Source organism: Actinomyces vulturis (genome assembly GCF_001687305.1).
Classification (GTDB): domain Bacteria; phylum Actinomycetota; class Actinomycetes; order Actinomycetales; family Actinomycetaceae; genus Actinomyces; species Actinomyces vulturis.
In genome coordinates, this window is record NZ_LZRK01000004.1 from 292787 (window position 1) to 319028 (window position 26242).

The 26242-nt window shown below is 54.2% G+C and carries 21 protein-coding genes and 1 pseudogene; 4 read left to right on the forward strand and 18 right to left on the reverse strand.

Annotated features, from left to right (window positions below; all coding sequences use genetic code 11):
• Positions 1 to 214 precede the first annotated feature (214 nt).
• The 10 genes and pseudogenes from A9753_RS08055 to A9753_RS08100 all read right to left on the reverse strand — a co-directional run bounded on the left by A9753_RS08055 (position 215) and on the right by A9753_RS08100 (position 11681).
• Complete coding sequence (locus A9753_RS08055) at positions 215 to 2587, reverse strand: polyribonucleotide nucleotidyltransferase (protein ID WP_067782955.1); 2373 nt, start codon at positions 2585 to 2587, stop codon at positions 215 to 217.
• 233 nt (positions 2588 to 2820) lie between these two features.
• Complete coding sequence (rpsO, locus tag A9753_RS08060; protein WP_067782958.1) at positions 2821 to 3090, reverse strand: 30S ribosomal protein S15; 270 nt, start codon at positions 3088 to 3090, stop codon at positions 2821 to 2823.
• A 160-nt stretch (positions 3091 to 3250) separates the two neighbouring features.
• Positions 3251 to 4249 carry a bifunctional riboflavin kinase/FAD synthetase gene (locus A9753_RS08065; protein WP_067782961.1) on the reverse strand — a complete coding sequence of 333 codons (999 nt, stop codon included), beginning with the start codon at positions 4247 to 4249 and terminating at the stop codon, positions 3251 to 3253.
• Positions 4249 to 4461: a hypothetical protein gene (locus tag A9753_RS08070; RefSeq protein WP_067782964.1), complete on the reverse strand. Its 213-nt coding sequence runs from the start codon at positions 4459 to 4461 to the stop codon at positions 4249 to 4251. The genes A9753_RS08065 and A9753_RS08070 overlap by 1 nt, the downstream gene beginning before the upstream one ends.
• A gap of 152 nt (positions 4462 to 4613) precedes the next feature.
• Complete coding sequence (gene truB, locus A9753_RS08075; protein WP_067783397.1) at positions 4614 to 5639, reverse strand: tRNA pseudouridine(55) synthase TruB; 1026 nt, start codon at positions 5637 to 5639, stop codon at positions 4614 to 4616.
• 80 nt (positions 5640 to 5719) lie between these two features.
• Positions 5720 to 6274, reverse strand: a complete 555-nt coding sequence (gene rbfA, locus A9753_RS08080; RefSeq protein WP_067782967.1) for a 30S ribosome-binding factor RbfA — start codon at positions 6272 to 6274, stop codon at positions 5720 to 5722.
• 178 nt (positions 6275 to 6452) lie between these two features.
• A pseudogene (infB, locus tag A9753_RS08085) lies at positions 6453 to 9159 on the reverse strand (translation initiation factor IF-2).
• Positions 9160 to 9692: 533 nt separating this feature from the next.
• A complete protein-coding gene (locus A9753_RS08090; protein ID WP_245637417.1) occupies positions 9693 to 10064 on the reverse strand; it encodes a YlxR family protein in 372 nt (123 codons plus the stop codon).
• A gap of 2 nt (positions 10065 to 10066) precedes the next feature.
• Positions 10067 to 11107, reverse strand: coding sequence for a transcription termination factor NusA (gene nusA / locus A9753_RS08095; protein ID WP_067782970.1), 1041 nt, complete (start codon positions 11105 to 11107; stop codon positions 10067 to 10069).
• A 112-nt stretch (positions 11108 to 11219) separates the two neighbouring features.
• Positions 11220 to 11681 (reverse strand): ribosome maturation factor RimP, encoded by a 462-nt coding sequence (locus A9753_RS08100; RefSeq protein WP_067782973.1) that lies wholly within the window; start codon positions 11679 to 11681, stop codon positions 11220 to 11222.
• 64 nt (positions 11682 to 11745) lie between these two features.
• On the opposite strand from A9753_RS08100, the gene A9753_RS09660 reads away from it, so the two are divergent.
• Positions 11746 to 12999: a hypothetical protein gene (locus tag A9753_RS09660; RefSeq protein ID WP_141673367.1), complete on the forward strand. Its 1254-nt coding sequence runs from the start codon at positions 11746 to 11748 to the stop codon at positions 12997 to 12999.
• Positions 13000 to 13032: 33 nt separating this feature from the next.
• Here A9753_RS09660 and A9753_RS08110 read toward each other — a convergent pair whose 3' ends face one another.
• The 8 genes from A9753_RS08110 to iolC all read right to left on the reverse strand — a co-directional run bounded on the left by A9753_RS08110 (position 13033) and on the right by iolC (position 22760).
• A complete protein-coding gene (locus tag A9753_RS08110) occupies positions 13033 to 13290 on the reverse strand; it encodes a hypothetical protein (protein ID WP_067782980.1) in 258 nt (85 codons plus the stop codon).
• A 305-nt stretch (positions 13291 to 13595) separates the two neighbouring features.
• The gene (locus A9753_RS08115; protein WP_067782983.1) at positions 13596 to 14738 is read right to left on the reverse strand and encodes a zinc-binding dehydrogenase; all 1143 of its coding nucleotides are present in this window, start codon (positions 14736 to 14738) and stop codon (positions 13596 to 13598) included.
• A gap of 122 nt (positions 14739 to 14860) precedes the next feature.
• Positions 14861 to 16180 (reverse strand): MFS transporter, encoded by a 1320-nt coding sequence (locus A9753_RS08120; protein WP_067782986.1) that lies wholly within the window; start codon positions 16178 to 16180, stop codon positions 14861 to 14863.
• Positions 16181 to 16289: 109 nt separating this feature from the next.
• Positions 16290 to 17783 (reverse strand): CoA-acylating methylmalonate-semialdehyde dehydrogenase, encoded by a 1494-nt coding sequence (locus A9753_RS08125; RefSeq protein ID WP_067782989.1) that lies wholly within the window; start codon positions 17781 to 17783, stop codon positions 16290 to 16292.
• Between the two features lie 278 nt (positions 17784 to 18061).
• Positions 18062 to 19969, reverse strand: coding sequence for a 3D-(3,5/4)-trihydroxycyclohexane-1,2-dione acylhydrolase (decyclizing) (gene iolD, locus A9753_RS08130; RefSeq protein ID WP_067782992.1), 1908 nt, complete (start codon positions 19967 to 19969; stop codon positions 18062 to 18064).
• A gap of 42 nt (positions 19970 to 20011) precedes the next feature.
• A complete protein-coding gene (gene iolB, locus A9753_RS08135; protein WP_245637418.1) occupies positions 20012 to 20896 on the reverse strand; it encodes a 5-deoxy-glucuronate isomerase in 885 nt (294 codons plus the stop codon).
• On the reverse strand, positions 20893 to 21771 hold the full coding sequence (locus A9753_RS08140; RefSeq protein ID WP_067782995.1) for a Cgl0159 family (beta/alpha)8-fold protein: 879 nt from the start codon (positions 21769 to 21771) through the stop codon (positions 20893 to 20895). Before A9753_RS08140 ends, iolB begins: the two co-directional genes overlap by 4 nt.
• Entirely contained in the window at positions 21759 to 22760 is a 1002-nt protein-coding gene (gene iolC, locus A9753_RS08145) for a 5-dehydro-2-deoxygluconokinase (RefSeq protein WP_083090420.1), read from the reverse strand. Before iolC ends, A9753_RS08140 begins: the two co-directional genes overlap by 13 nt.
• Positions 22761 to 22972: 212 nt before the next feature.
• Here iolC and A9753_RS08150 point away from each other — a divergent pair, with 212 nt between their 5' ends.
• From A9753_RS08150 to iolG, 3 genes are all read left to right on the forward strand, one after another.
• Entirely contained in the window at positions 22973 to 23719 is a 747-nt protein-coding gene (locus A9753_RS08150) for a GntR family transcriptional regulator (protein WP_067783002.1), read from the forward strand.
• A 265-nt stretch (positions 23720 to 23984) separates the two neighbouring features.
• Positions 23985 to 25061, forward strand: coding sequence for a transaldolase family protein (locus A9753_RS08155; RefSeq protein WP_067783005.1), 1077 nt, complete (start codon positions 23985 to 23987; stop codon positions 25059 to 25061).
• A gap of 94 nt (positions 25062 to 25155) precedes the next feature.
• Positions 25156 to 26145, forward strand: coding sequence for an inositol 2-dehydrogenase (iolG, locus tag A9753_RS08160; RefSeq protein WP_067783008.1), 990 nt, complete (start codon positions 25156 to 25158; stop codon positions 26143 to 26145).
• Positions 26146 to 26242 lie beyond the last annotated feature (97 nt).

Below are 26242 nucleotides of genomic sequence, written 5' to 3' on the forward strand. Positions count from 1 at the left end.
GGTTAATGTGCAGCATCGGTAAGGACCGTGACAAAACTCAAAACAACTGAAAACTGACAACTGAAAACTGATTGTAGGTATCAGGGAAGACTCTCAGAAAGCATATTGATGACGGTGGGCCCGCCAGTTTCCTGGCGGGCCCACCGTCATATCGCGCAAGGTCTTTCAGTGTTCACCATGCCCTAGGGCTAGGTTGATCTGAAGGCAATGAGAATCAGTTGCCCTCTACGGAACGGGTGCGGCGACGACGGGGGCGACGCTCGCGACGTTCGCCGTCACCCTCGTTGCGCTCACGGCGTTCGCGGCGCTCGGAACGATCGCCACGCTCACCACGCTCAGAACGGCTTTCCTTGCGCTGTGCTTCTGCTTCCTGCTCAGCTGCGAGTTGTTCGTCAGTGAGCACAGCATGGAGGCTAAGCTTGCCACGGGGGTCAATTTCAGCCAGTTCAACCTGAACCTTGTCACCCACGGTAAGAACGTCATCAACGTTCTCGACACGCTTGCCCCCCACGAGGCGACGGATCTGGCTGATGTGCAGCAGACCATCCTTGCCTGGGGTGAGGGATACGAATGCACCAAAGGTGGTGGTCTTAACAACCGTGCCAACGAAACGTTCACCGATTTCGGGCATCTGTGGGTTGGCGATAGCGTTAACTGCTTCGCGTGCGGCCTCTGCGGAAGGGCCGTCGGTAGCGCCAATATAGACAGTGCCGTCGTCCTCAATGGTAAGGTCTGCGCCGGTGTCTTCCTGGATCTGGTTGATCATCTTGCCCTTGGGGCCAATGACTTCACCGATCTTGTCCACGGGAATGTGGACGGTTAGAACGCGAGGTGCGGTGGGTGCCATTTCATCGGGTTCACTGATGGCCTCGTTCATCACGTCAAGGATGTAGAGGCGTGCATCGCGTGCCTGGCCCAATGCACCAACCAGGACATCTGAGGGCAGACCGTCGAGTTTGGTGTCGAGCTGGAGGGCGGTGATGAATTCACGAGTACCAGCGACCTTAAAGTCCATGTCGCCGAAGGCGTCTTCTGCACCGAGGATATCGGTGAGAGTGGCCCAGCGGGTCTCACCATTCTGGTCATCGTGCATCAGGCCCATAGCGATACCGGCAACGGGGGCACGCAGGGGCACACCGGCGTTGAGCAGGCTCAGAGTGGAGGCACACACGGACCCCATGGAGGTAGAGCCGTTAGAGCCGAGTGCTTCGGAGACCTGGCGGATGGCGTAGGGGAACTCGTCGCGGCTAGGAAGCACGGGAACCAGAGCACGTTCGGCCAATGCACCGTGACCGATTTCGCGACGCTTGGGTGCGCCCACACGACCGGTTTCACCGGTGGAGAAGGGCGGGAAGTTGTACTGATGCATGTAACGCTTGGAGTTAACCGGAGAGAGGTTATCCAATTGCTGTTCCATGCGGAGCATGTTGAGGGTGGTCACGCCCATAATCTGAGTTTCGCCACGCTCGAAGATGGCTGAGCCGTGAACGCGAGGAAGAACTTCAACCTCAGCGGCCAGGGTACGGATGTCCTTGGTGCCGCGGCCATCCATACGGATGCCTTCGGTGAGCACACGGTTGCGGACGAGTTCCTTGGTCACGGACTTGAAGGCAGCCTTGAGTGCCTTGACATCCTCTTCCTCGGGGTACTTCTCGGAGAGGGCCTCGATGACCTCATCACGCACAGCATCGGTGGCCAGGTCGCGTTCCTGCTTGCCTTCGATGGTGATAGCGGCGGCGAGGTTCTTCTCAGTAGCTGCTGCCTTAACGTCCTCGAACTGTTCGTCGGTGTAGTCAAGGTAGAGGGGGAACTCTGCGGTGGGCTTGGAAGCGTGCTTAGCAACTTCCATTTGAGCCTCACACAGAGCCTTAATGGCGGGCTTAGCCGCTTCGAGGCCTTCAGCAACAGTGGACTCAGTGGGGGCAACTGCGCCGGCTTCGATGAGGTCCCATGCGTTTTCGGTGGCGCCTGCTTCAACCATCATGATGGCGACGTCGCCGTCTTCAAGCACGCGGCCGGCTACAACCATCTGGAAGGTTGCGCGCTGGAGTTCGGAGTAACGGGGGAAACTCACCCAGGTGCCGTCGATGAGAGCAACGCGGGTTCCGCCGACGGGACCGGAGAAGGGCAGGCCCGCGATCTGAGTGGACATGGAGGCTGCGTTGATGGCAAGTACGTCGTAGGCGTCATCGGGGTGGATGGCGACAACAGTCTCAACGACCTGAACCTCGTTGCGCAGGCCCTTAACAAAGGAGGGACGCAAGGGGCGATCAATCAGGCGGCAAGCGAGAATAGCTTCGGTGCCTGCGCGGCCTTCGCGACGGAAGAAGGAGCCAGGAATCTTACCTGCGGCGTACTGACGTTCTTCAACATCGACAGTGAGAGGGAAGAAGTCGAACTGGTCCTTGGGGTGCTTGCCAACGGTGGTGGCGGAGAGAATGGCGGTTTCGCCATCGAGGTAGGCCATTGCACTACCTGCGGCCTGCTTGGCCAGACGTCCGGTTTCGAAACGCACCACGCGCTTGCCAAATGCACCGTTATCGATGATGGCTTCTGCGGCGGTGACTTCTGGATCGTCAATGAACATTCGGTGATTCTTTCTGTTGATGTCTGGCGCCACGCGGCCATCGATCGAGGCCCACGGATTCTTCTCGATCACTTCTCATTTCGAACGGTGTTCATGAGCAGATCAGTTCCGGAGGCCACTACCGAAGACCGGGCGGGCGCGGGATGAAATCACGAGTCTGGCACGCGATCACTTGGTGCCTGACCCGAAAACCGGCCCGCACCCAGTTGCACTGGGGGCGAGCCGGCGGAACCTCAGCGGCGAATGCCGAGGCGGGCGATCAAAGTACGGTAACGCTCGATGTCCTCAGCCTTGAGGTAATCCAGAAGGCGGCGACGCTTACCAATGAGGAGGTAAAGGCCGCGACGTGAGTGGTGATCGTGCGTGTGGGACTTGAAGTGTTCAGTGAGGTTAGAGATACGCTCGGTAAGAATGGCGATCTGAACCTCGGGCGAGCCCGTGTCACCCTCATGGGTGGCGTACTCGGCAATGAGCTGTTGCTTCTTCTCAGCGGTAACTGACACGTGCTCTCCTTGAGTGTGTTGTTGCACGGAGCGCGTGAGGCTTTTCCTCACGGCTTGGAACATCCGTGGCCGGCTTTCACGGCAAGTTCTAGGTTATCAGGCATACGCCAATGCCCCTACACCGGGAAACTATGACAGTGCCCACGTACCTGAGTGGGGTTCACATGGCGGTGACAGAGTTCGGATCAATCGGATCAGGTTCAGGCACACCCAAAATCGACGCCGCTCTCACACAATCACGGCGCATCTCCACTAACAGAGGTTCAATTCCGTCGAATGCCAACATGGGACGTAGGAACTCCACGAACTCCACGCCCACATTTTCACCATACAAATTAAGATCTGCACGGCCAAGAACATGAGCTTCAACGGTTCGTTCAGGAACGTCATCAAAGGTGGGGTTAGTGCCAACAGAAATGGCAGCTGGCAGACGATAGGTGGAACCATCATCACTGGAGCGTACGAGCCAGCCCGCGTACACGCCGTCGGGAGGAACTACTCCTGAGCCGGCAGCAGCAAGGTTGGCGGTAGGGTAGCCCAGTTGGCGACCACGCTGAAGTCCACGAATTACTGGGCCGCGCAGTCGATGGGAGCGACCAAGAACTTGGGCAGCGGCGCGCACATCACCACGTGCAAGAGCCTCACGGACACGCGTGGAACTAAAGCGCTTGCCGTGACTATCAAGTACGTCGTCGACAATAGCGATGGCGATGCCCAGTTCCTTACCGAGTTCTTCCAAGGCGTGACGGTCCCCCGTATTAGCACGACCAAAACGTACGTCGGCACCCACCACGATTCCGCGAGCACCCATGCCATGATGGAGGTAGTTTTCCACAAATTCGCGAGGAGACTGATCTGCAAATTCAAGGCTGTAGTTGATGACCATGACACCGTCAAGACCGGTTTGCTCAAGGTATTCCAAACGATCAGCCAGAGAAGTGATAAGCTCCAGGCATTGCTCAGGACGGTGAACCTGAACCGGATGCGGGTCGAAAGTCAGAGCTAGGCAAGGAACATCAAGTTCCTGCGCTAATGCTTGGGCGCGTTCGAAAACGGCTTGATGACCGCGGTGAACGCCATCGAAGATACCAAGGCACACCACGGTGCCGCGATCGGCGAGTTCGGCGGGAAAATCCTCAAGGGAATACCAAACCTGCATCATGCGCCCTTACGCGAACCACAGCCGCAGTTCCCGCCACATCCACAACCGCCACCAGTGGGGCGTGGAGTACGGTCACTGAGGCGAGCACGCAGCCCTAGAAGGTTTCCTCGTTTCCCCGGAACTACACCCTGCTCAGCGAGTTCTTCGTTAGCATTGGCAGGCACCTCAGGGGTTTGAGGAAAGTCTGCTGAGGAAGTAAGAGAAGACATACACACCTTCATCGATCATGGCGCATGCTTATGAGAAGCACACAAAAGAATAGGTAACTCCCCTCATCCTACGCAGGCACCGTAGTAACTACCAAGATTAATTCGTGCTTTAACGATCATCGCTCAGTGAAAAACAACGCAGAGCGAGCAATTTACGATGTAGGAAACACACAAACCGGGCGGACGTGACGGCCACGTCGCACCAGCATAGCAACAAGGTTGCCGTGGCTATCGAGCCCTGCCCATGCGTCAGTCAGATGCGAGGCGGTAGGTGGAGACACGGCGTTATCGAGAATAGAACGATCGAGAAACTGGCCGTATCGAAGTGCCCGCACATCACTATCACTGAGCATCACGCACTGGCACACTGCTTGAGCAACCTGTCCCATCGGGATGGTTGTGATGGGTTTAGGGCAATCCTCACCCTCCTGACTACGGACATCATCATTGAGAGAGGCAATACTGTGAGCCTCACCCACGTCCATCGCACCCACGTGCGTACGGCGCAGTGCTGTCAGGTGTGCACCACATCCCATCGCCTTGCCCAAGTCGCGGGCGAGTGCACGAATATAGGTTCCAGAGGAGCACCGCACGCGCACCTGGCAATCCACTACCGCTGTTCCATCCTCGGCGATATCTGCCAGTGGATGATCGAGACGATCAAAAGCATAGACCGTGATATCACGAGCTTCTAATTGAACATCCTCACCGTGACGAACACGATCATAAGCGCGTACTCCATCAACCTTAATCGCACTCACCGCACTGGGAATCTGCGCTTGTGGGCCGGTCAGGTCCGCCATCGCAGACTCAAGAGCAAGGAGAAAACCCGAATCTAGGCGAACCCCATCGTGGCTAGTGATATCCCCGTCAGCATCTTCTGTTGACGTGGTTTGCCCTAGACGAATAGTGGCCTCATAGGTTTTATCCGCACCCACCAGGTAGGTCAGCAGGCGCGTAGCTGAGCCGATTCCGATGGTCAACAAGCCTGTGGCCATAGGGTCAAGGGTGCCTGCGTGACCGACTTTTCTGGTAGCAGCAAGGCGGCGGATAGCCGCCACCACATCATGGCTCGTCACTCCTTGGTCTTTATCAATCAGGAGAATGCCGTCTGCTGCAGTCACCTGTGAACGAGGCGCGTCAATACCACGACGCCGCCCCTCACCTCTGTCTTTCATCTTCCCTACTGGAAAACGAGAATCAGAAATGGGAGTTTGTGGCGTGAAGGTCATAAGTAATTCGCTTACTGATGAAAAGGTCACTCGGCGCTGAGAGCAGAAGGTGCATCCTCAGCGTCATCAGCAGAGTCTGCACTCATGGGAGAGTCGGCGCTAAAGTCATCAGCGCTCTCTGCGCTCCAGGGGCTGTCAGCACTGTCCGGGGTGATGACCTCATCGTCACGGCGACGATACGGATCTTCCCCCGCGACAGGCGTAGCCTGAGCGGCCAGACGGGCGATTTTCTCATCCTTGGCACGGGCGATAGCTAATGCATCATCAAGAGTTTTTGCTGCTTCGGGAAGCGCGTCGGGAACGAAAGTGAGAGACGGGGTGAGGCGAATACCCAGGGCCTTACCTACCTCTGAGCGAATTAAGCCATTGGCGCTGCGCAGAGCTGCGGCAGAGTTGCGGCGTGCTTTCTCATCACCCAGCACGGTGTAGAACACGGTGGCCTGCTGAAGATCACCGGTGACACGAACATCAGTGACAGTGACGAATCCCAGGCGGGGGTCTTTAATACGGCCTTCAAGCAGGCGGGCTACGGTTTCATGAATTCGGTCAGCTACTTTACGTGCGCGGGCTTGATCAGCCATCACTTCTCCTCAGTGTTGTGCTTTAGCGCGGCGGCTAATAAACGTGTATCTGCGTGCCCGGTGCGCCACCATTCCTAGGGCACACTCTACCGGTCTGGACCTATATGGGCTTACCAATGTGAATGGCACTGGGGCCGGCGCCATACGGCACCGGCCCCAGCACTGTTGAGGCTTGAGATTAATCGCGGGCCTTTTCGCGCATTTCCCAGGTTTCAATGATGTCGCCTTCGGCGATTTCCTTGAAGCCAAGGTTGATACCGCATTCGTAGCCTTCACGAACCTCGGTGACGTCATCTTTCTCACGACGCAGGGTCTCGATGGACAGATCACCGTTGACAACCACACCGTCGCGGACAAGGCGAGCCTTAGTTCCACGCTTGATGGTGCCGCTGCGAACAATAGAACCTGCAATCGATCCGAACTTGGAGGAGCGGAAGACCTGACGGATTTCCGCGGTACCAAGCTCGACCTCTTCGTAGATGGGTTTGAGCATGCCCTTCATGGCTGCTTCCACATCTTCGATGGCGTTGTAGATGACGGAGTAGAACTTCAGTTCCACGCCTTCGCGATCGGCCAGTTCTGCCACACGTTCTGCGGGGCGGACGTTGAAACCGATGATAATGGCGTTGTCGACGGTTGCGAGGTTGACGTCGTTCTGAGTAATGGCACCCACGCCACGGTGGATGACACGCAGAGCGACCTCTTCGCCCACGTCGATCTTGAGCAGGGAGTCTTCGAGGGCTTCCACTGCACCGGAAGCGTCACCCTTGAGGATGAGGTTGAGGGTGTCAACCTTTCCTTCCTTGAGGACGTCGGTGAGGTTCTCCAGGCTGACGCGCTTGCGGCGCTTGGCCAGGAGGGCGGCACGTTCTGCTGCTTCACGCTTGTCAGCGATCTGACGTGCAGTACGGTCATCGGGAGCCACGAGCAGAGAGTCACCTGCACTGGGGACACTGGTTAGACCAAGGACTAGCGCTGGGCGAGCGGGTCCTGCAGCATCGAGAGTGTTGCCGTGTTCGTCGAACATGGCACGAACGCGACCGTAGGCGGTGCCTGCGACGATGGAATCACCCACACGCAGAGTGCCGCGTTCAACCAGGACAGTGGAGACTGCACCGCGACCGCGGTCAAGTTTGGCTTCGATAGCCACGCCACGTGCATCAGTGTTGGGATTGGCACGAAGATCGAGTGCGGCGTCTGCCTGAAGAAGGATGGCTTCGAGCAGTTCGTCAATGTTCTTGCGCTGTTTAGCAGAAATATCAACAAACATGGTGTCACCACCATATTCTTCGGGGACCAAGCCGTATTCGGTGAGCTGACCACGGATCTTCTCCGGGTTAGCTCCTTCCTTATCGATCTTGTTGACAGCTACCACCACGGGCACACCAGCGCTCTGGGCATGGTTGAGTGCTTCAATGGTTTGGGGCATCACGCCATCATCGGCGGCCACCACGAGGATGGCGATGTCGGTGACGCGAGCACCGCGGGCACGCATAGCGGTGAACGCTTCGTGACCGGGGGTATCGATGAAGGTAATGGCACGATCTTCACCATTGTGTTCAACGTGAACCTGGTAGGCACCGATGTTCTGAGTGATGCCACCAGCTTCGGTGTCCACCACATCGGTGGAGCGGATGGCGTCAAGCAGTTTGGTCTTACCGTGGTCAACGTGACCCATGACGGTGACAACAGGAGGACGAGGAATCAGGTCCTCATCATCGTCGTTTGCCTCTTCAGCTTCGAGATCAATATCGAAACTTTCGAGCAGTTCGCGGTCTTCATCTTCAGGGGACACGATCTGAACGTTGTAGCCCAGTTCCGCACCGAGCAACTGGAAGGTGTCCTCATCCAGAGACTGGGTAGCGGTTGCCATCTCCCCCAAGTGGAAGAGTACGGTTACCAATGCTGCGGGGTTGGCGTTAATGCGCTCTGCGAAGTCAGCCAGAGAGGCGCCCTGACGGATTTTGACGATGGTATCGCCGTCACCGCGAGGTACAACCACGCCGCCTACAGTAGGCGCACTCTGTTGTTCGAATTCTTGACGCTTTGCGCGCTTTGACTTGCGTCCGCGAGGAGCACCGCCACCGCGGCCGAATGCACCCTGAGTAGCGCCGCGTCCACCACGGCCGCCACGAGGGCCTCCTCCGAAACCACCGGGACGCTGGCCTCCGCCATTGCCACCACCGGGACGTCCGCCACGACCGCCACCGTTACCGCGTCCGCCACCGTTACGTGAGCCAGGACGCCCCACCGAAGTGGAGGTGGGCATCATGCCGGGGTTGGGGCGAGGCGCGCCAGGACGAGGGCCACCACCAGAGCGAGGACCGGCAGGACGGGGGCCGCCGTTACCACCCTGGGGGCGAGGACCACCGTTGCCGCCCTGGGGGCGAGGACCTGCATTGCCGCCCTGGGGGACCTGCATTGCCGCCCTGGGGGCGAGGACCACCATTAGCGGATGCACCGCCACGGCCACCGCCAGGACGGGGCATTCCCTGCTGAGTTGCAAAGGGGTTGTTACCGGGGCGAGGAGCACCGCCTTGTCCACCCTGACCACCACGAGGGGCACGCCCCTTACCTTCACCACGGCCGCCAGCGGGTCGAGGCATTCCCTGCTGAGTTGCGAAGGGGTTGTTGCCGGGGCGAGGAGCGCCAGCGCGTCCACCTGCAGGACGGGGTGCGCCAGGCTTAGGCGCTGCCGCAGGTTTTGCACCAGCAACTGCAGATGCCGCAGGGGTGGGAACAGGGGACTTGGGGGAAGCAGAAACTTCACCCTTGGAAGGCGCAGCCTTCGCTGGCTTGTCAGCCTTGGGAGTCACAGCCTCAGCAGATTCCTGTGCTTCCTGGAAAACTGGAGCACCCTTGGCTAGGACAGCCGGGGAGGGCACGCTAGCCTTCTTAGCACGTGAAGCGGCAGGCTTAGGAGTTTCCTCTTGAGGCGCAGCCTTATCGGCAGGCTTAGCGGGCTTGTCATGGACTGTAGTCTTAACAGCAGGTTTAGCACCCGGTTTGGGTACCGCGGGGGTAGATTCAACGCTAGAAGGCTTCTTTGCAGGAGCCTTCTTGGGGGTGCTGTCACCAGATGATTCTTTGATACTTGCAGACTGCGCTGCGAAATGGTCGCGCACTCGTCGTGCAACGGGGGGCTCAACTGCTGAAGAAGCCGCTTTGACGAACTCTCCTTCTTCCTTGAGCCAGGTAAGAATCACTTTGCTGGTGATTTTCTTGCCTGTGGGATCGAGCTCTTTGGCGAGCTCATGAACGCGTGGTTTTGCCACTTTTCTCCTGTTCGGGTTGCCCACCCCAGAACAGGGCAGGCGCTAATGTTGCTGGCAGCTCATCGCTGGGTACTCATCGGGTGCCCATCGGCTCTCTACCCGCTTTCCATCTCGGTGGTCAGACATACACGGGAGTGTGTATCTCATCCGTGGCGCGCTAGGCACACCACTTGCGCACGAATTGTTTCCCCATCACAGGGTCCATCAATTCGCAGGGCACGTGCGAATGCACGTTTTTTGATTGCTTGGTTCAGACAGTTCTCATCGGGGTGAATCCATGCGCCACGCCCCGGGGCAGTGGCTGTGGAATCAACCGTCAGTCCATTGTCAGTGGAAACCACCACGCGGACGAGCCGGTGGCGGGGAGCCTTCCCGCGGCATCCCACGCATGTTCGCTCAGGAACATGGCGGTCGAGGTGGTGACATCCGTCAAATTCCTCAAGAGAAGACGGCGCGTAGCCACCTGCCACAGAGCAATCTGCTCCATGTCCTAGTGTAACGCCCTGAGTGCTCACTCTTACTGTGCCAAAGGTGAGGGACCGCTCACGTCATCAGCCTGAGAACCACGTCCGGGCATGATTTCTCCGACCTCAGAGTCAGCATGAATGTCAATTTTCCAGCCAGTAAGGCGGGCAGCAAGACGGGCGTTCTGGCCTTCTTTACCGATTGCTAGAGAGAGTTGGAAATCAGGAACGATAACGCGGGCAACCTGCTGTGTAGCATCAATGACGGTCACATCAGCAACGCGAGCCGGAGACAAGGCGTTGGCCACAAAACGTGCAGGATCATCAGAGTAGTCAACAATGTCGATCTTTTCGCCGCCAAGTTCAGCCATGACTGCACGAACACGCTGACCCATGGGGCCAATGCAAGCACCCTTGGCGTTGAGGTTGGGATCCTTGGCACGCACAGCCATCTTGGTGCGATGACCTGCTTCACGGACAAGGGCAACGATTTCTACATCACCGGACACAATTTCAGGAACTTCACGTTCGAAGAGTTGACGCACCAGTCCCGGGTGAGTACGGGACAGGATGATTTGCGCTCCCTTAGGACCGCGGGTGACTTCGGTGACGTATGCACGGATGCGATCACCGTGGCGGTAATGCTCACCTGGAACCTGCTCATGAGGAGGCATAAAACCTTCGTGCTCCTCATCGAGTCGTACGTAGAGCATGCGGGGGTCTCGCCCCTGTTCGACAGTGCCAGTGATGAGTTCGCCAGCCTTGTCCTTGTAGGCTCCAAGGATTTCCATGTCCTTACGGTCCTGAATACGCTGGACGATTACAGAACGCGCAGTGGCCTGGGCAATGCGTCCGAAATCCGAGGGCGTGTCATCGAAGTATTCGCCGGTGGGCTGGTCATTGTCATCACGTTCAGGAGCTAGAACGCTCATATGACCGGTTTTGCGGTCAATCTGAACGTAGGCGCCACGAATAGCTCCGGGGACTTTGGAGTAGGCGACGAGGATGGCATCCTCAATAGCAGGGATGAGGTTGTCAAGGTCGATGGCAAGGTCTTCTGCGGCGGTGCGCAGTTCCAACATATTGATATCCATGAACGTCTTCTCCTGTGTGCGTATCGTGACGCTATCGGTTCCGCTGTGGCGGTGAATGTCTAGGGGGCTGGCGACCAGCGTGGATTATTGGTTCGAGACTCCAATAACGGTGTTACATCGCTGAGGTATCGATAATTTGGCGGGCTCGGGCAATATCAGTCAGAGCGACGGTATGCCCGATTCCATCCACATCGATGGTGATGGTCTCCTCATCAGCGGCGGTGATAATGCCGACGAGGGTGTCCTCGGAAGTCTTGATGTGGACGGGATGAGTGACTGCCCGTCCGAAATGACGCGGGGTGGTCAGGTCACGCGGGATCCCAGGGCTGGAAACTTCAAGGTTGTACTGACCAGAGATCGGGTCAGCCTCATCAAGAACTTTAGAGATGGCACGGGAGACTTCTCCGATGCTGTCGAGGTCAACTGAACCGGTTCCTGAGGGAAGGTCCACGGTCACGCGCACAGCACTGTGACGACCAGCCTTAGCAACGGTGACGGATTCAAGGAAAAGTCCTGATTCTTCAACAACGGGGGCAAGGAGGTCAGTAAGAGTGGTGGACAGCGTATCTGCCATGGAGTTGTTCCCTTCGCACAGGTATTAGCACTTTTATTCTACCTGTCATGGCAAGATCGGGGATGTGAAGTTCTCTGAGAGCCCCTCCCGCCCCGCCACTGGTGCGCATTCATCAGACCTAGCAGGCCTTAACCACTCCCCTGCTTCAGCCATGATTTCGCGCCGATCTGCTCTATTTTTTAGTGCGATTACTGGCGCATTGATACTCGGCGGATGTGAGATTCGTTTAGGGTCGGGGTCTCGCGCGTCTTTGCCAAAGCGTAGCGATGACGAATTAATTCGTGATTCACTAGCTCGCCGTACGACGTTAATTTCGTCAATGGCATCGATTGTTGCCAGTTCCTCCGATACTCGGATCGCTGAGATTGCTAGGAGTCTCAAGGGGCATACATCGACGCAACTCCAGGCGCTGGGAGGGGTGTGGGACCCGTGGCCAAGCGGCGCACCGTCGGGATACCCCACGGTAGATCCGGAGCCTACGGCGCAATCCACAACGAATGTCGAAACCTTGATGTCCGAGTTAGTTGACGGCGCGTTACAGGCGCGTGCGGCATGCATGACTGCCCCTAACGCGAACACTGCGCGTCTCTACGGGTCACTTGCTGTGAGTTGGGCATGGGTGGCTAATTGGTTCAATCCCGCCAACATACTCACGGCACCGCGCTTCAGCGAGTTGCCGAGTGCTTCCGTTTTGACGAGATCTGTCAGCCCTCTGATGCGGTCTGACGCCGCAAGTCCAGATGGATCAGTATCAGCCAACCCCAGCGATCTTGCTTCAGCAGCCACTTCTCAGGATTCTGCTGCACCACCATCAGTTGAGACACCGTCTTCTATCTCAGACGAAGCAGGAACTGATCTACGTGACATTAAGGCACCCACCCTGCCGAGTCCTGTTGCATTGGTCAACGATTCTACGAATACGCTCAAAGGCAGCCTTGAACATGATTATGCAGCGCTGTTCGCCCAGTATGACCGGTGCCGCTATATTCTCGAAACTCTTGCCGCCAAAAGTAGCGACGACGTACGTTTGCAGGCCCTTGAAGGCGCCAATGTGGCGCTAAGAATCGTGACAAAGTGGAGCGAACTGAGCAATGTTGATGAGCGCTTAGCTGCCTATGAATTGCCAGTCGCTGATGCCTCGTGGGAGACATGGGGACAATCATCTTGGCTGCCGATTGTCGAAGCAGAAGTCGGCATTTTAGGGGCCAGCGATGAAATATGCCGAGCCAACGCCGTGGACAGTGCAATCTATGCCGCTACGCGGGCACTAGATTGGAAAGCAGTTCCCACAGCATTGCCAGGATATCCGACGTCATAAATGTCATGCGCGGCCCCACCTCATAAGTCGAGGTCAGCGATGGCAAAGATTCATCACGGTGAACAAGCCACTCAACGATGCAAGCGCAGTAGCGAATCCAGCGATAATCACGATGGCGGGAATCTGAACAATTAGGCCCACCACAGCAAGAGCGAATACCACGATGGCGATAGATGACATGGCCACAGCAAAAGTCATCAGATCAGCATCATCGCACCCCTGGGTTGGACGTACGTCATGGTTGGTAACGGTCTGCTGAGCGACAGGGGCCATAGTTCGAGTGGCAGTCATAAGAAAACTCCTCAAGAAAAGAAGCTGCGCAAAACTGCCAGGTGCTGGCAACTTTGCACAGCACCGTACAAATCTATAGACGTCAGTATGGTTAACTGACATTTATTACTCTACAAACACGACAATCATTTGTCTAGACAAATAAGAGTGACTTCCCTCTCCGCACCGTCTCCTAGACGACACCCCCCCCCCCAAAAAAAAGCACACACCCCGCTCGCAACCCATAGAGCCCACGAGCGAGGTGATGCCTCAAGATCCATTAGCGATAGGCAAACCTTAAAAAGCGAACCCATCGCCACTACCAGTTACAGCGACATATTGACCACAGCACGTCCCTGAATCTTTCCCTCACGCAGTTTCTGATAACCATCACCAGCCTGCTCAAGCGAAAACTCCCGAGATACCACATCGCGATAATTGAGCACGCCTTGCTCAGCCAACCGAATGACTGCTGGTAAATCTTGACGAGTCAAGGCACCATAAGAACCTAGAATCGACTGCGAACGACGAACAGTACGGTTAATCTCCACGCCCGCCTCTTGCACACCGGCACCCAAACCAATCGGGACCATTCGTCCCCCATCAGCCAAGACATCAAGAGCAACTTTCCAGGTCGCCGGAATGCCCAGCGCCTCAAAAGCTACGTCAACCCCTTTACCGCCAGTAAGGCGAAGAACCTCTTCACGGGCATTGTGAGTGGTGGAGTTAATAACAGCAGTGGCACCATAGCCGATCATCGGAGCAAGTTTGTCATCATCAATATCGATAGCAATGACCTGACTTGCACCGAGGGAACGCGCGATCTGAACGATATTTGTCCCCACACCACCAGTTGCGACCACGGCGACACTTTCACCATAACGAAGGTCTGCACCACGGCGTACAGCACCATACGCCGTCAATGCAGCACATCCTAAAATGGCAGATTTCGTCAGATCCATATCCTCACCCACGGGAGCAACGGAGGTGGCGGGAACTACGGCATATTCAGCCAAACCTCCCATGGAATACATGGCAATGGGATCACCGTCAGTAGTAAACAGACGCGTTTCCCCGTCATACAGTTGCCCTTTGAGGCGATTGAGTTCAAAGAATGGGCCACACAGATCATCACGCCCACGAGAGCAGGCATCACACTGCCCGCACGGCATAAGAAATGCGCCGGCAACATTCTGCCCCACCTCAAGGCCGAAATGCTCAGTACCAGGCCCCATGTCAACAATCGTGCCGGTAACTTCATGTCCCAAAACCGCAGGAAGAGGGAAAGCGATCGCTCCGCCAATTACGTGAAGATCCGAATGACACATTCCGCATGCCGCCACGCGAATAAGTACCTCTCCTTCGCGGGGACGGGGCGTGCGAATCACCTCAACGCGCAGACCGTCTTGAGGGTCTCGCAACACTGCTGCACGCATGGTTTCAGGAATAGTGACCTCATTGTCGCTCATTATCATGCTTCCTCATGTAGACCAATGTATCGTGTCATCATTAACACAATACGAATAGATTACACCTAATGTCTTGACAAAGTAAATATCTTCTTTGCTCCACCCTAGCCCTCTCTATCGATTTACTTTGAAATTTTATGAGGAAGAAAAACAATAACTATCAGCCAGGCAATAACACTTACCCCCAGCAGCAGCCACACTGCCGGAATTACCCCCCACATCACCGTCACGACAAGCGGGACTACCATCGAAATACCTGCTGACAACAAGTGCCCCAACGCAGACCAACGTCTCTGTGCCGTTACAAGCCAGGGCGGGATACCCGGGTCCACGGCTCCCTGACAAGCAGGAAAAACAAGAACAGACTGGGTGCCCACCACAAAAGTTAACCCCAGTACTACGCATACGATTCGAGCAGTCGACCCAATCTGGCCAACGCATCCCGCGACCACTAACGCCGCGCCAAGTACACCAAGACATACTCCCATCACAATACGCACATACCGCTTGGGATTTGATCGAGAGAGCATCGCGCGTCCTAGAAGAGAAAAAAACAGCCATAGCAACGCACAGGCAATCAAGACTGCTTGCGTCGAAAAACCTCGAGTAGCAACTTCTGCAGCCAGAAACGGAGAGATCACCATTACCCCACGAGCAAGAGGAAACTCTTGAGCACAAATCAACAAGCAACCTGTTACAAAAGCATGCCGGATTTGGTAAATACGAAGGTCACGTACCCGCAAAGGAGACTGGCTTCGATGCATATCAGCATCAAGCATGACCCAGTCGAAGCCAACAGACGCTTCAAGACTTCCATGCAAACGACACGATGCCTCGTAGGCACGTCGAACCTCATCGTGGTGGGCAAGCCATACAGGAGACTCAGGAAGTGTAGAAACAGTCACAAGATGGGTAATGCTTAACCCCAACACCAGCGCCCATACGAAAGGAAAGGGTTGCGACAAAAGGGCACCAATAATGATCACTCCCGCAGTACCAGCAAGTACCGTCGCCCACGTTTGTGGCATCAGACGCCGATGACCGGGCAATGAGAATTCGTGAGCGAATTGAGGTAGGAGGATGACGTACACGCCCACAATCGCTCCACCACTCCATGCAGCAATAAGCACCGTCGCATGGTGGATGACTAAACACAAACTAGCGCAGACCATCGACATCATGGCGCTGCCCATGAGTACGGTCCTTCTCCCCCACCATTCACTGAAACGGTAGCCCAGGCCAGTTCCGATCACAGCCCCCATCACTGCACTACACACCATAATCACAGCGCGTGTAAGAGACGGCATCTGAGCAACGGCATCAATAAGGAGGCCTTGGTAGGCACCGATCAGCAATGCACCAAGAAGCATCACCATCGCTAATGAGCGTGGAGTTGGTGGTTCACTGTGTTGCCACGGCAATGCATGCGGGTTCAGCACCATCTCATCCTCCTTCAATCTTTTCCCCTCTCCCCCACCATGAGAGCGCAATGCGTTATGACGCTGTGCGTGTGCTCAGTGAGCACACGCACAGCGTCATAACGCATGTCAATTACTCATCACGCTGGAAAGAGAGCGTAGCTTCGTAGGTCTTTTCAGAAGGCCAACGAGAGGTAATTGCCTTTGCTCGGGTATAGAACTTCAGGCCCTCAGGACCATGAATGTGGGTGTCACCCAGAAGAGACTCTTTCCATCCGCCAAAGGAGTAGTAGGCCACGGGGGTCGGAATAGGAACATTAATCCCCACCATTCCCGCTTCAACATCTTGTTCAAAGCGACGAGCCATACCGCCATCATTAGTGAAGATAGCAGCACCATTACCGAACTCAGAAGAATTAACCTGTGCGATTGCTTCCTCATAAGAGTCAGCATGAACGATCGCCAACACCGGCCCAAAGACTTCTTCGTAGTACAACTCCGATTCGAGAGATACATTGTCAACAATGGTGGGGCCAATAAAGTGACCACCTTCATATCCTTCAACAACAAGGTTACGTCCATCAAGAACAATGTCAGCACCGCGTTCTTGAGCATCATCGATCAAGCCGATAATACGTTCTTTAGACTTGGCATCAATGACAGGCCCCATTTCCACACCTTCATCCATGCCGTAGCCAACCTTAATCTTTTCAGCGTGTGCCTTAACACGTTGAGCTAGATCCGGACCGATACCTCCCACAGCAACAACCACGGGTAATGCCATACACCGTTCTCCTGCGGCACCAAATGCAGCAGCTGAGATGTGCTGTGCAGCAAAGTCGAGATCTGCATCAGGTAACACAATGGCATGATTATTAGCACCACCCAATGCTTGGACTCGCTTACCGTGAGATGTACCCGTGTCCTGAACGATATGCGCCACAGGGGTTGACCCAACGAACGAGATCGCATCGATACCAGGATGCTCAAGCATCTCAGTTACGAGGTGACGATCACCTGAGAGCACGTTAAATACGCCGTCAGGTAATCCAGCTTCCTTATACAGTTCAGCAGTCAATAGCGCAGCAGATGGAGTAGATGACGCGGGTTTGAGAATGAAGGTATTACCCGCAGCAATAGCAATGGGATGCATCCACATCGGAACCATTGCAGGGAAGTTAAAAGGACAAATGCCTGCAACAACCCCGACAGGTTGGCGAAGAGTGTGGATATCTACTCCCGACGAAATGTCGAAAGAGTATTCGCCCTTCAACGCGAGGTTGATAGCTGTAGCAAAATCAAGCGTTTCACGTCCACGCTGAATTTCACCGAGCGCATCGGAATAATTCTTTCCGTGCTCTTCGACAATCATACGGGCCATTTCGTCTTGATGTTCAAGAACTAATTCACGCATCTTGAACATAATTGCTGTGCGCTTAGCAAGAGAGTACTTAGCCCACTTCTTCTGTGCTTCTCGAGCAACCGCGACTACACGGTCAAGATCCTCCGATGATGCCATGAGCAGTTCTGCATCGATCTGACCCGTGCCAGGATTCTCAACGGGATAACGAGAAACCGGCTTGCCTTCGTCATAGCCACCGTTGATCCAGTGGGAAATGGTTTTCATTATTGTCGCCTTCCTTATCAGTCAATCGTGTCGGCGAATCGAACGATTTTTTGCTTAATCCCTCCGTTGGGTTAAGCAGGTAGTTGAGTGATATGACATCGGATAGGCCCCGTTGCCATGAACTACTTTAGTCCTATATTACATATGTCAGAACAAATGAGCAGATCGACGCGTGTTCCCTCACAACATCATCTCCTCTCTGCCCACTTGCAGCGGCAAGGGCAACTATTTACAGAGTCCGTGCCCCTGCCGCTGCATGGTAAGTTTGGAGAATGTACTCACAAATAGTGCCGTTGAGGTTTACGGTCCTCAACATACTGATCGAAAGCTTTCTGCGTAGATTCCAAACGTGAAACACCAGATACTGCTACATCCCACCAACTTGATGATGGCGGATTAGGGCCATACAGATCAGTCTCAATATGAATCATTGATGCTCGGTCCAAATCCACCGCTTTGGCATAGGCCTCACGGAACTCATCAATGCTGTGAACCTCAAAAACTTCGAGACCCCAAGAACGTGCATTGGCCGCAATATCCACACCGGGAATAGTTGACTGATCATCGAGGTGTGAACCCTTACCACGCTGACGATAACGCGTTCCAAAACGTTGCGACCCACGAGACTCAGACAATGCGCCAATAGAACTAAAACCATAGTTCTGGAGAAGCACATAAATTACCTTAATTCCCTCTTGGACAACCGTTGCCAGTTCCATGGGAAGCATCTGGTAAGTACCATCACCAACAATCGCCACAACTTCGCTATCGGGGCGAGCTAATTTTGCCCCCATTGCAGCAGGAATCTCATAGCCCATACATGAGAAGGCGTATTCCACGTGATATTGAATAGGTGTACGTGCCTGCCACAATGCTTGAAGATCACCGGGCATGGATCCAGCAGCATTAATAACAATGTCCTCTGGCCCCATTAACTCATTGAGAGCACCAAAGACCTCGGTCTGTGCCGGCAAAGGCCCGTGCCCCAGATGGAAGCACGTATCAACTTTCTTCAGCCACGCCTCACGTTCAGCCGTAATAAGTTCGCTGTACGACTGATCCACATGGAAACCTTCGAGCCTCTGGAGAAGAGCATCCAATGCTTCACGCGCATCTGCCACCACCATCTCCGCGCTTTCTTTTGCAGCATCGAAAGGAGTGACGTTGATGTTAACGAAACGAACATGAGGATTCTTGAACTGAGTCTTTGAAGCGGTGGTGAAATCGGAATAACGTGTACCAATACCGATTACTACATCCGCTTCATCGGCAATGTGATTACCTGAGTCCCCACCGGTGGATCCCACACCGCCAATCGAGCAGGGATGATCACAGTTGATTGCACCCTTACCTGCTTGTGTATCAGCAACAGGAATTCCAGTTGCCGAAGCAAATGTTCGCAATTGTTCAGATGCCTCAGAGTAGATCACGCCACCGCCAGCGATAATCATGGGCCGTTTTGCCTGACGGATAATGTCCACAGCCCGGTCTAATGCAGCGGGTTCAGGAACAGGGCGGCGTACATGCCATACGCGCTTGCGGAAGAACTCTACCGGCCAATCAAACGCCTCGGCTTGCACATCCTGAGGCATCGCGATGACTACAGCCCCCGTTTCCGCAGGATCTGTAAGCACACGCATCGCATTGAGCAATGAGGGAATAAGTTGCTCAGGACGATTAATACGATCAAAAAAACGACTGACCGGCCGGAAACAATCATTGACTGTAACGTCAAGATCTGTGGGATCTTCCAATTGTTGAAGAACCGGATCAGGGATTCGACTAGCAAACTGATCTGAAGGGAAAATCAACACCGGCAAGCGGTTCGTTGTAGCCAGAGCGGCTCCAGTCACCATATTCAACGAACCAGGTCCAATCGATGCAGTACACATCATGGTGGACAAACGGTTATTGACTTTAGCGAATGCAGCAGCCGCATGGACCTGCCCTTGCTCATTACGCGGCATGATGTAGGGCATTTCTTCTTCGCCATCTACGGGGGCGATCTCATTTTGTAACAACGCTTGGCCGATACCAGCGACGTTGCCATGACCGAAAATACCCAAAGCTCCAGCGATTAAACGTTGTTCACGTCCATCACGCTCGGAATACTGATTCGATAAAAACCTAATCGTCGCTTGAGCAACAGTTAGACGAATGGTTCCTGCGTAGGCTTCATTGCTCACAGAAGTCTCTTTTCTCGAGAGGGATAGTAAAACTCAATTCGCTCAGTACATCGGCAATCGCGGATCTACTTCCTGATCCGCCCAAGTGGAACGAATCCAGTGATGATCCGGATCATCAGGTGCAAGCCACTGGCCATCTTCACTAGGGCCTGCCATAACATTGAGGTAGTACATGGTGTAACCGGGCGCGGCGACGCAAGGCCCGTGATATCCGTGCGGCACCAGTGCCACATCACCGTCACGGATAGGGATACACAAATTAATCGGACGATCTGGGGTCCCGTAAGTCCCATGGAACCCGAATCCGGGAGCACCCTCTGGAGACGAGGCGATTTCAAAATAATAAATCTCCTCAAGTTCACGCTCATGCTCCGAATGCTCATCATGTTTGTGCGCCGGGTATGACGACCAGTTCCCGCCAGGAGTAAGCACCTCACAGCACAGTAAATGAGACGTTTCCACGCCATTGTTTAATGCGTAATTCACTACTTGCCTGGAACAGTCACCTGCGCCGCGTAAGTCGACACGCACATCATCAATCCCAAAATAACGGACAGGAAGGTCCCGAGTAGCCCGAGCACCGGGAAGTGCGATACGAGAGGCATTATCACTGACGATCGTGAACGTCGTTTCTCGCGGAATATACAAATAGTCAGTAGCAGACTGAAAAACATTTGGACGGCCGTGAATAGGCCATACCTTATCGTCGATATAGACATCGACAGAGCCGCTAAGAGGTAAAACAAGTATTTCTCGCTCACCCGTTGAATAGGTGTAACGTTCGCCTGCTTGCGCATTGACTACCTGCAAAGATGAAAAGCCCCACCCCGCTGACTCTGGCGAGATGTCAACAGCGAATTCATCATGCGCTGACGAACCGTGAGGAACATAGAGATTATCAGTATTTTGGGGTGTCATCGGTGTCATTGAAATAGTCCTACTGTTGAATCGACTGCGGAGATAATGTCGTCATTGGGGGGATAAAGAAGCGAACGGCCAATCACCAATCCCTTCACTTGAGGCTGTTGGAGAGCACGAGCCCACAACTGTCGAGAAGCAAGATCATCGTTACCTGCGCCTCCGAGAATAAGGATGGGCAACGTTGATGATTCAGCAACGTCCGCAATGTGATGAACCGCCGGTAACTTTAACCACGAGTATCGAGAACTTGAGCCCAAACCAGACGCAATTGCCATTGATTTTTGTACTGCCTGATCAGTCAAGTCATTAATGACTCGTCCATTCTCGCGGCGCGAAATAAAAGGCTCAATCATTGCCACACGGTGAGCACGAGCCAGCGAATCAACCGCACGTGCACAGGACTCTAATGTGTCAACGGAGGCGGGATCGTCGTAATCGATACGCATGAGCATCTTTCCGCCATCAAGATGATGATCCACGATGCCTTCAACGTCATAGCCGGTGAAACGATCATCCATCTCAAAATGAGCACCGTGGAGCCCACCGCGATTCATCGAGCCAAAAACAATTTTTCCTTCGAGGGCGCCGAGAACGGCAAGATCCTCAATCATGTCTGCGGTTCCAAGAAACCCATTCACATGTGGACGTTGCAAAGCAGTGATGCAACGGTTGAGGAGATCTTCTCGATTAATCATGGCATTATCCCGGCCGCCTGCACTCACAGCACCACGAGCAGGATGGTCACATGCGATCATCATGATTCTCTCGTCGCCGCCAGGTGAACCCAATTGTGGCCCCGGATCCCGTTCACGCAACGCACGAGAGAATGCCTCAGGGTCGTTGAGCCGCATATGCGAAAGATGCTGCGTTAACACTCCCATGTCACACTCCTATCTGCTCCAAGTACGTCAGGAGCAACCTGCGCCATCAATTTCTGCACTTCTTGCTCATTTGGCATCGCTGTTGAGCATTCCAATCGCCCCGACACGATTGCGCCGGCAGTAGAGGCAGCGAAAATGATGCGTTCCAAGGACCATCCAGCCAGTAGACCGTGACACACGGCACCACCGAATGCATCACCTGCACCCAAACCATTGACTGTATTCACTGGCGTGATGGGAATGATGACTCGCTCGTCACGTGTTTTTGCCAAGGTCCCCTCAAGCCCTTGTTTCACAATCGCTAAATCGACCCCTCGTTCAAGCAGGGCATCCGCAGCACGCTCCGGGTCACGCTCGCCCACAGCAATTTCACATTCGTCTCTATTTCCGATTGCCACTGTGCATTGAGAAAGAACGGAATCAACACGTTGATGAGCCAATTCTGGGTTTTCCCAAAAGACGGGGCGAAAATCTAAGTCGATAACGGTGTGGGTTCGTCTCTGACGCCGAGATAAAGCCGCGCAATGAGTGGAAAACGAGGGCTCACGACACAATCCAGTCGCAGAAATCCAGAAAATGTCAGCAGTCTCAATGGCCTCCATAGGAAGATCATCAACAGTGAGTTCGAGATCTGGAGCTGAGGGCTGACGGTAGAAATACAGAGGAAAATTATCCGGTGGAAAGATCTCGCAAAACGTTACTGGAGTATGGAAAGCCTCTTTAACGACAACATACTCATCTGAGACGCCAAGTTCTCGCATTTTGTTCCGAACAAAACGACCGAATGGATCATCTCCTACGCCGGTTACCACTCCTGACGTACGTCCATATCGAGCTGCAGCGACAGCAACATTAGTGGGGCTCCCCCCAAGAAACTTTCCAAACCGCTCAACATCTTCTAAGGCGACGCCGATATCCAAAGGGTACATATCGACGCCTGAACGACCGATAGTCAAAACATTGAGCATGGAATCTTTTGTGGACGCCATAGTTGCCGCCTTCTCCGCATCCTTGGGGATAGGTTGTGCTGTTATATGCACCACAAGCATAATGCCTTATGTCCGTACAATATGTCAAGATTTGTCCGAACAATTTCACAACATGCCATTAACGAAGCGCTACAATAGGCTTATCTATTGCAACTTATTAGTTCGCCTCTCGTATCTGATGGCAACAGTTTCTTCACCTTCAGGAGCACAACATGTCTGAGACGCCAGCAGTCATCGACATTGACCTTGACCGATCCAGCCCAGTCCCTCTCTATTTTCAAATCTCGGAGCCTATTGCTCGAGCCATTACCAGCGGCACCCTAGCGCCGGGCACCCGCTTGGAAGATGAGCTATCAATGTCTCGACGCTTGAACATTTCACGCCCTACAGCACGCCAGGCACTTCAACGCCTCGTCGATCGAGGCCTTCTTACCAGACGCCGTGGCGTAGGGACAATTGTCGCCCCCGCTCATGTCCATCGTCCCATGGAATTGACCTCACTCCATTCAGATTTAGTCAAGGCCGGCCACAGCGTCACAACTGTCGTCATTAACTACAGCGAACACCCAGCATCAGAAGAAGAAGCAGAGCACCTTGAGGTTGCGACCGACACCCCCATCGTGAGCATTACTCGCCTGCGCTTGACAGACGATGAACCTATCGCCCTGATGCACAACCTCATTCCTGCAGATATCGCACCATCACGCGAAGAACTGGAATCCAAAGGTTTGTACGACCTTCTCCGCGAACACCACGTCTCCCCCAATAACGCACGCCAAACTATTAGCGCACGCAACGCCACCGCAAAAGAAGCAGAAATTCTTGACGACAAACGCGGCGTCGCACTACTTAGCGCTCAACGCACAAGTTACGACAATACCGGGCGAGTCATCGAATACGGCGATCACATTTATCGCGCCTCACGCTACACCTTCGAAACCATGCTCTTTTCCCAGTAACCCACTCGCATACATCAAAAACTTTACGACTAACATCCGCACAAGAACGTCAACTTCTCCACACTATTTTGTATGGCAACTACTTAGTTACGCCCCCATCCACATGCCGCACGATGAAGTGCCAGGCATACATGGGGAGAAATATCAAAATTCTTGAACATTTGTCATGACATTAGGTTGACATACTTTATGCAGTAGGGAACACTTGTGCCCACAGAGTTCAGCAACGACGCTGACCCTCCAAGCCTCTAGGAGACACATCACTATGAGCATCGAATACACGCCTGGTCCTCTGTTAGACGCGGCACGTAACACACCAACCGTCTTGTGGAACGATTCCGCAGACCCCGACGAGTTGCGTCAATCCATTTCATTCGGTGGCGTTGGCGCCACCTGCAATCCCACCATTGCTTACACCTGCATTAACAAGCGCAAGGACAAATGGCTCCCCCGTATTGCTGAATTAGCAAAAGAGATGCCTCACGCCACAGAATCCGAAATCGGTTGGCAGGTTGTTCGTGAATTGAGCATCGAAGCTGCTAAGCTTCTTGAACCCATCTTCGACGAGCACAATGGCCGTAACGGTCGACTTTCTGTACAGACCGACCCCCGCCTAGCTCGTAGCGCTGAGGCATTAGCAGACCAGGCTGAGGAATTCAGCCACTTAGCCAAGAACATCATCGTCAAGATTCCTGCTACGTCAGAGGGAATTAAGGCCATTGAAGAAGCCACTTACCGAGGCGTTTCAGTCAACGTCACCGTCTCATTTACCGTTGCTCAAGCAGTTGCTGCGGGCGAAGCCATTGAACGCGGCCTCAAGCGTCGCGAAGCCGAAGGCCTCGACATTTCCACAATGGGTCCCGTTGTCACCCTCATGGGAGGTCGCCTTGATGATTGGTTGAAGATTGTCGCGAAACGTGACGAACTCTTCCTTGACCCCGGTCACCTTGAATGGGCAGGCGTTGCAGCCCTCAAGCGCGCATATAAAGAGTTCCAAGATCGCGGGCTGCGTTCACGCATCCTTTCAGCTGCTTTCCGCAACGTAATGCAGTGGTCGGAATTGGTCGGTGGAGACCTCGTCGTCTCTCCCCCATTCGCTTGGCAAGCGCTAATTAACAAGTCTGACTACCAAGTCACCGAACGAATTAATGTTCCGGTCGATCCAAAGATCATGGACACTTTGCTTAACATCCCTGAGTTCGTGCGCGCCTACGAACCTGACGGATTAACTCCCGAAGAGTTTGACACCTTCGGAGCAACCGTTCGCACCCTGCATGGATTCCTTGATGCTGACGCACAACTCGATGCTCTCGTGCGTGACGTCATTATGCCCAAGCCCTGACAAATATGTCGTGAGTGGGGCTCCACATCTTCACGAGCCCCACTCATCTCCCCCCCCCTACGTTCACCTTCCCATACTTACTAAAGGAGCAATGATGCTCAAGATAGCCGTTATCGGTGCAGGACGCATTGGCCACGTTCACGCAAAAACTATCGCTTCTCACCCAGAAGCTGAACTCGTGGCCGTCTGCGACGCCATTGAAGAATCTGCTAATGCACTTGCCAAGACCTATGGCGCTAAGGCATACACTGATGCTAACGATGTTTTCACTGACGACTCTGTTGACGCGGTAGTCATCGGTTCCCCTACTCCTCTCCATATCCCCCATCTGCTTGCCGCTGCCAAAGCAGGCAAAGCAGTCCTGTGTGAAAAACCTATTGCATTGGATATGGCTGATGTCGACGCTGTACAGGAAGAACTTAATGAACTCACCACTCCAGTGATGTTCGGGTTCAACCGACGCTTTGATCCTTCATTCTCAGCAATTCATGATGCTGTCAGCGAAGGAAAGATCGGTGATCTTGAGCAACTGACCATCATCAGTCGCGATCCCGCCGCCCCACCTGTGGAATACATCAAAGTTTCTGGCGGAATCTTCCGCGACATGACCATTCATGATTTTGACATGGCCCGTTTCTTCTTGGGTGACATTGTTGAGGTTTATGCCTTCGGACAAAACCTCGATCCTGAGATTGCACCAACTGGTGACTATGACGCCGCGGTGGTGACCTTGAAGGGAGCCAATGGAACCGTTGCAACAATTATTAATAATCGCCACTGTGCCTCAGGTTACGATCAGCGTCTTGAAGCTTCGGGTCCATTAGGAACACTGTTTGCGGACAATATCCGTCCCACGACCGTACGGATGTCCACCAAGGATGCTACCGACGCCCAGGACCCCTACCTTGATTTCTTCCTCGAGCGTTACGATGCCGCCTACCGCCAAGAACTTTCCCTCTTCATCGATGCTGTCAATAACGGCACTACTCCCCCCACCTCCATTGAGGATGCTATTGAGGCACTTCGATTGGCTGAAGCCGCAACTGAATCAGCTCGTACCGGTCTGCCAGTGAAGTTGAAGTAAAGACTATTTCTGGTATCGACCAGGAAGGGTGAGGGCTCGTCGTACACGAGTCCCGTCACGTCGGGCCCTCACCACCAAGCATCGAGACACCACAGAA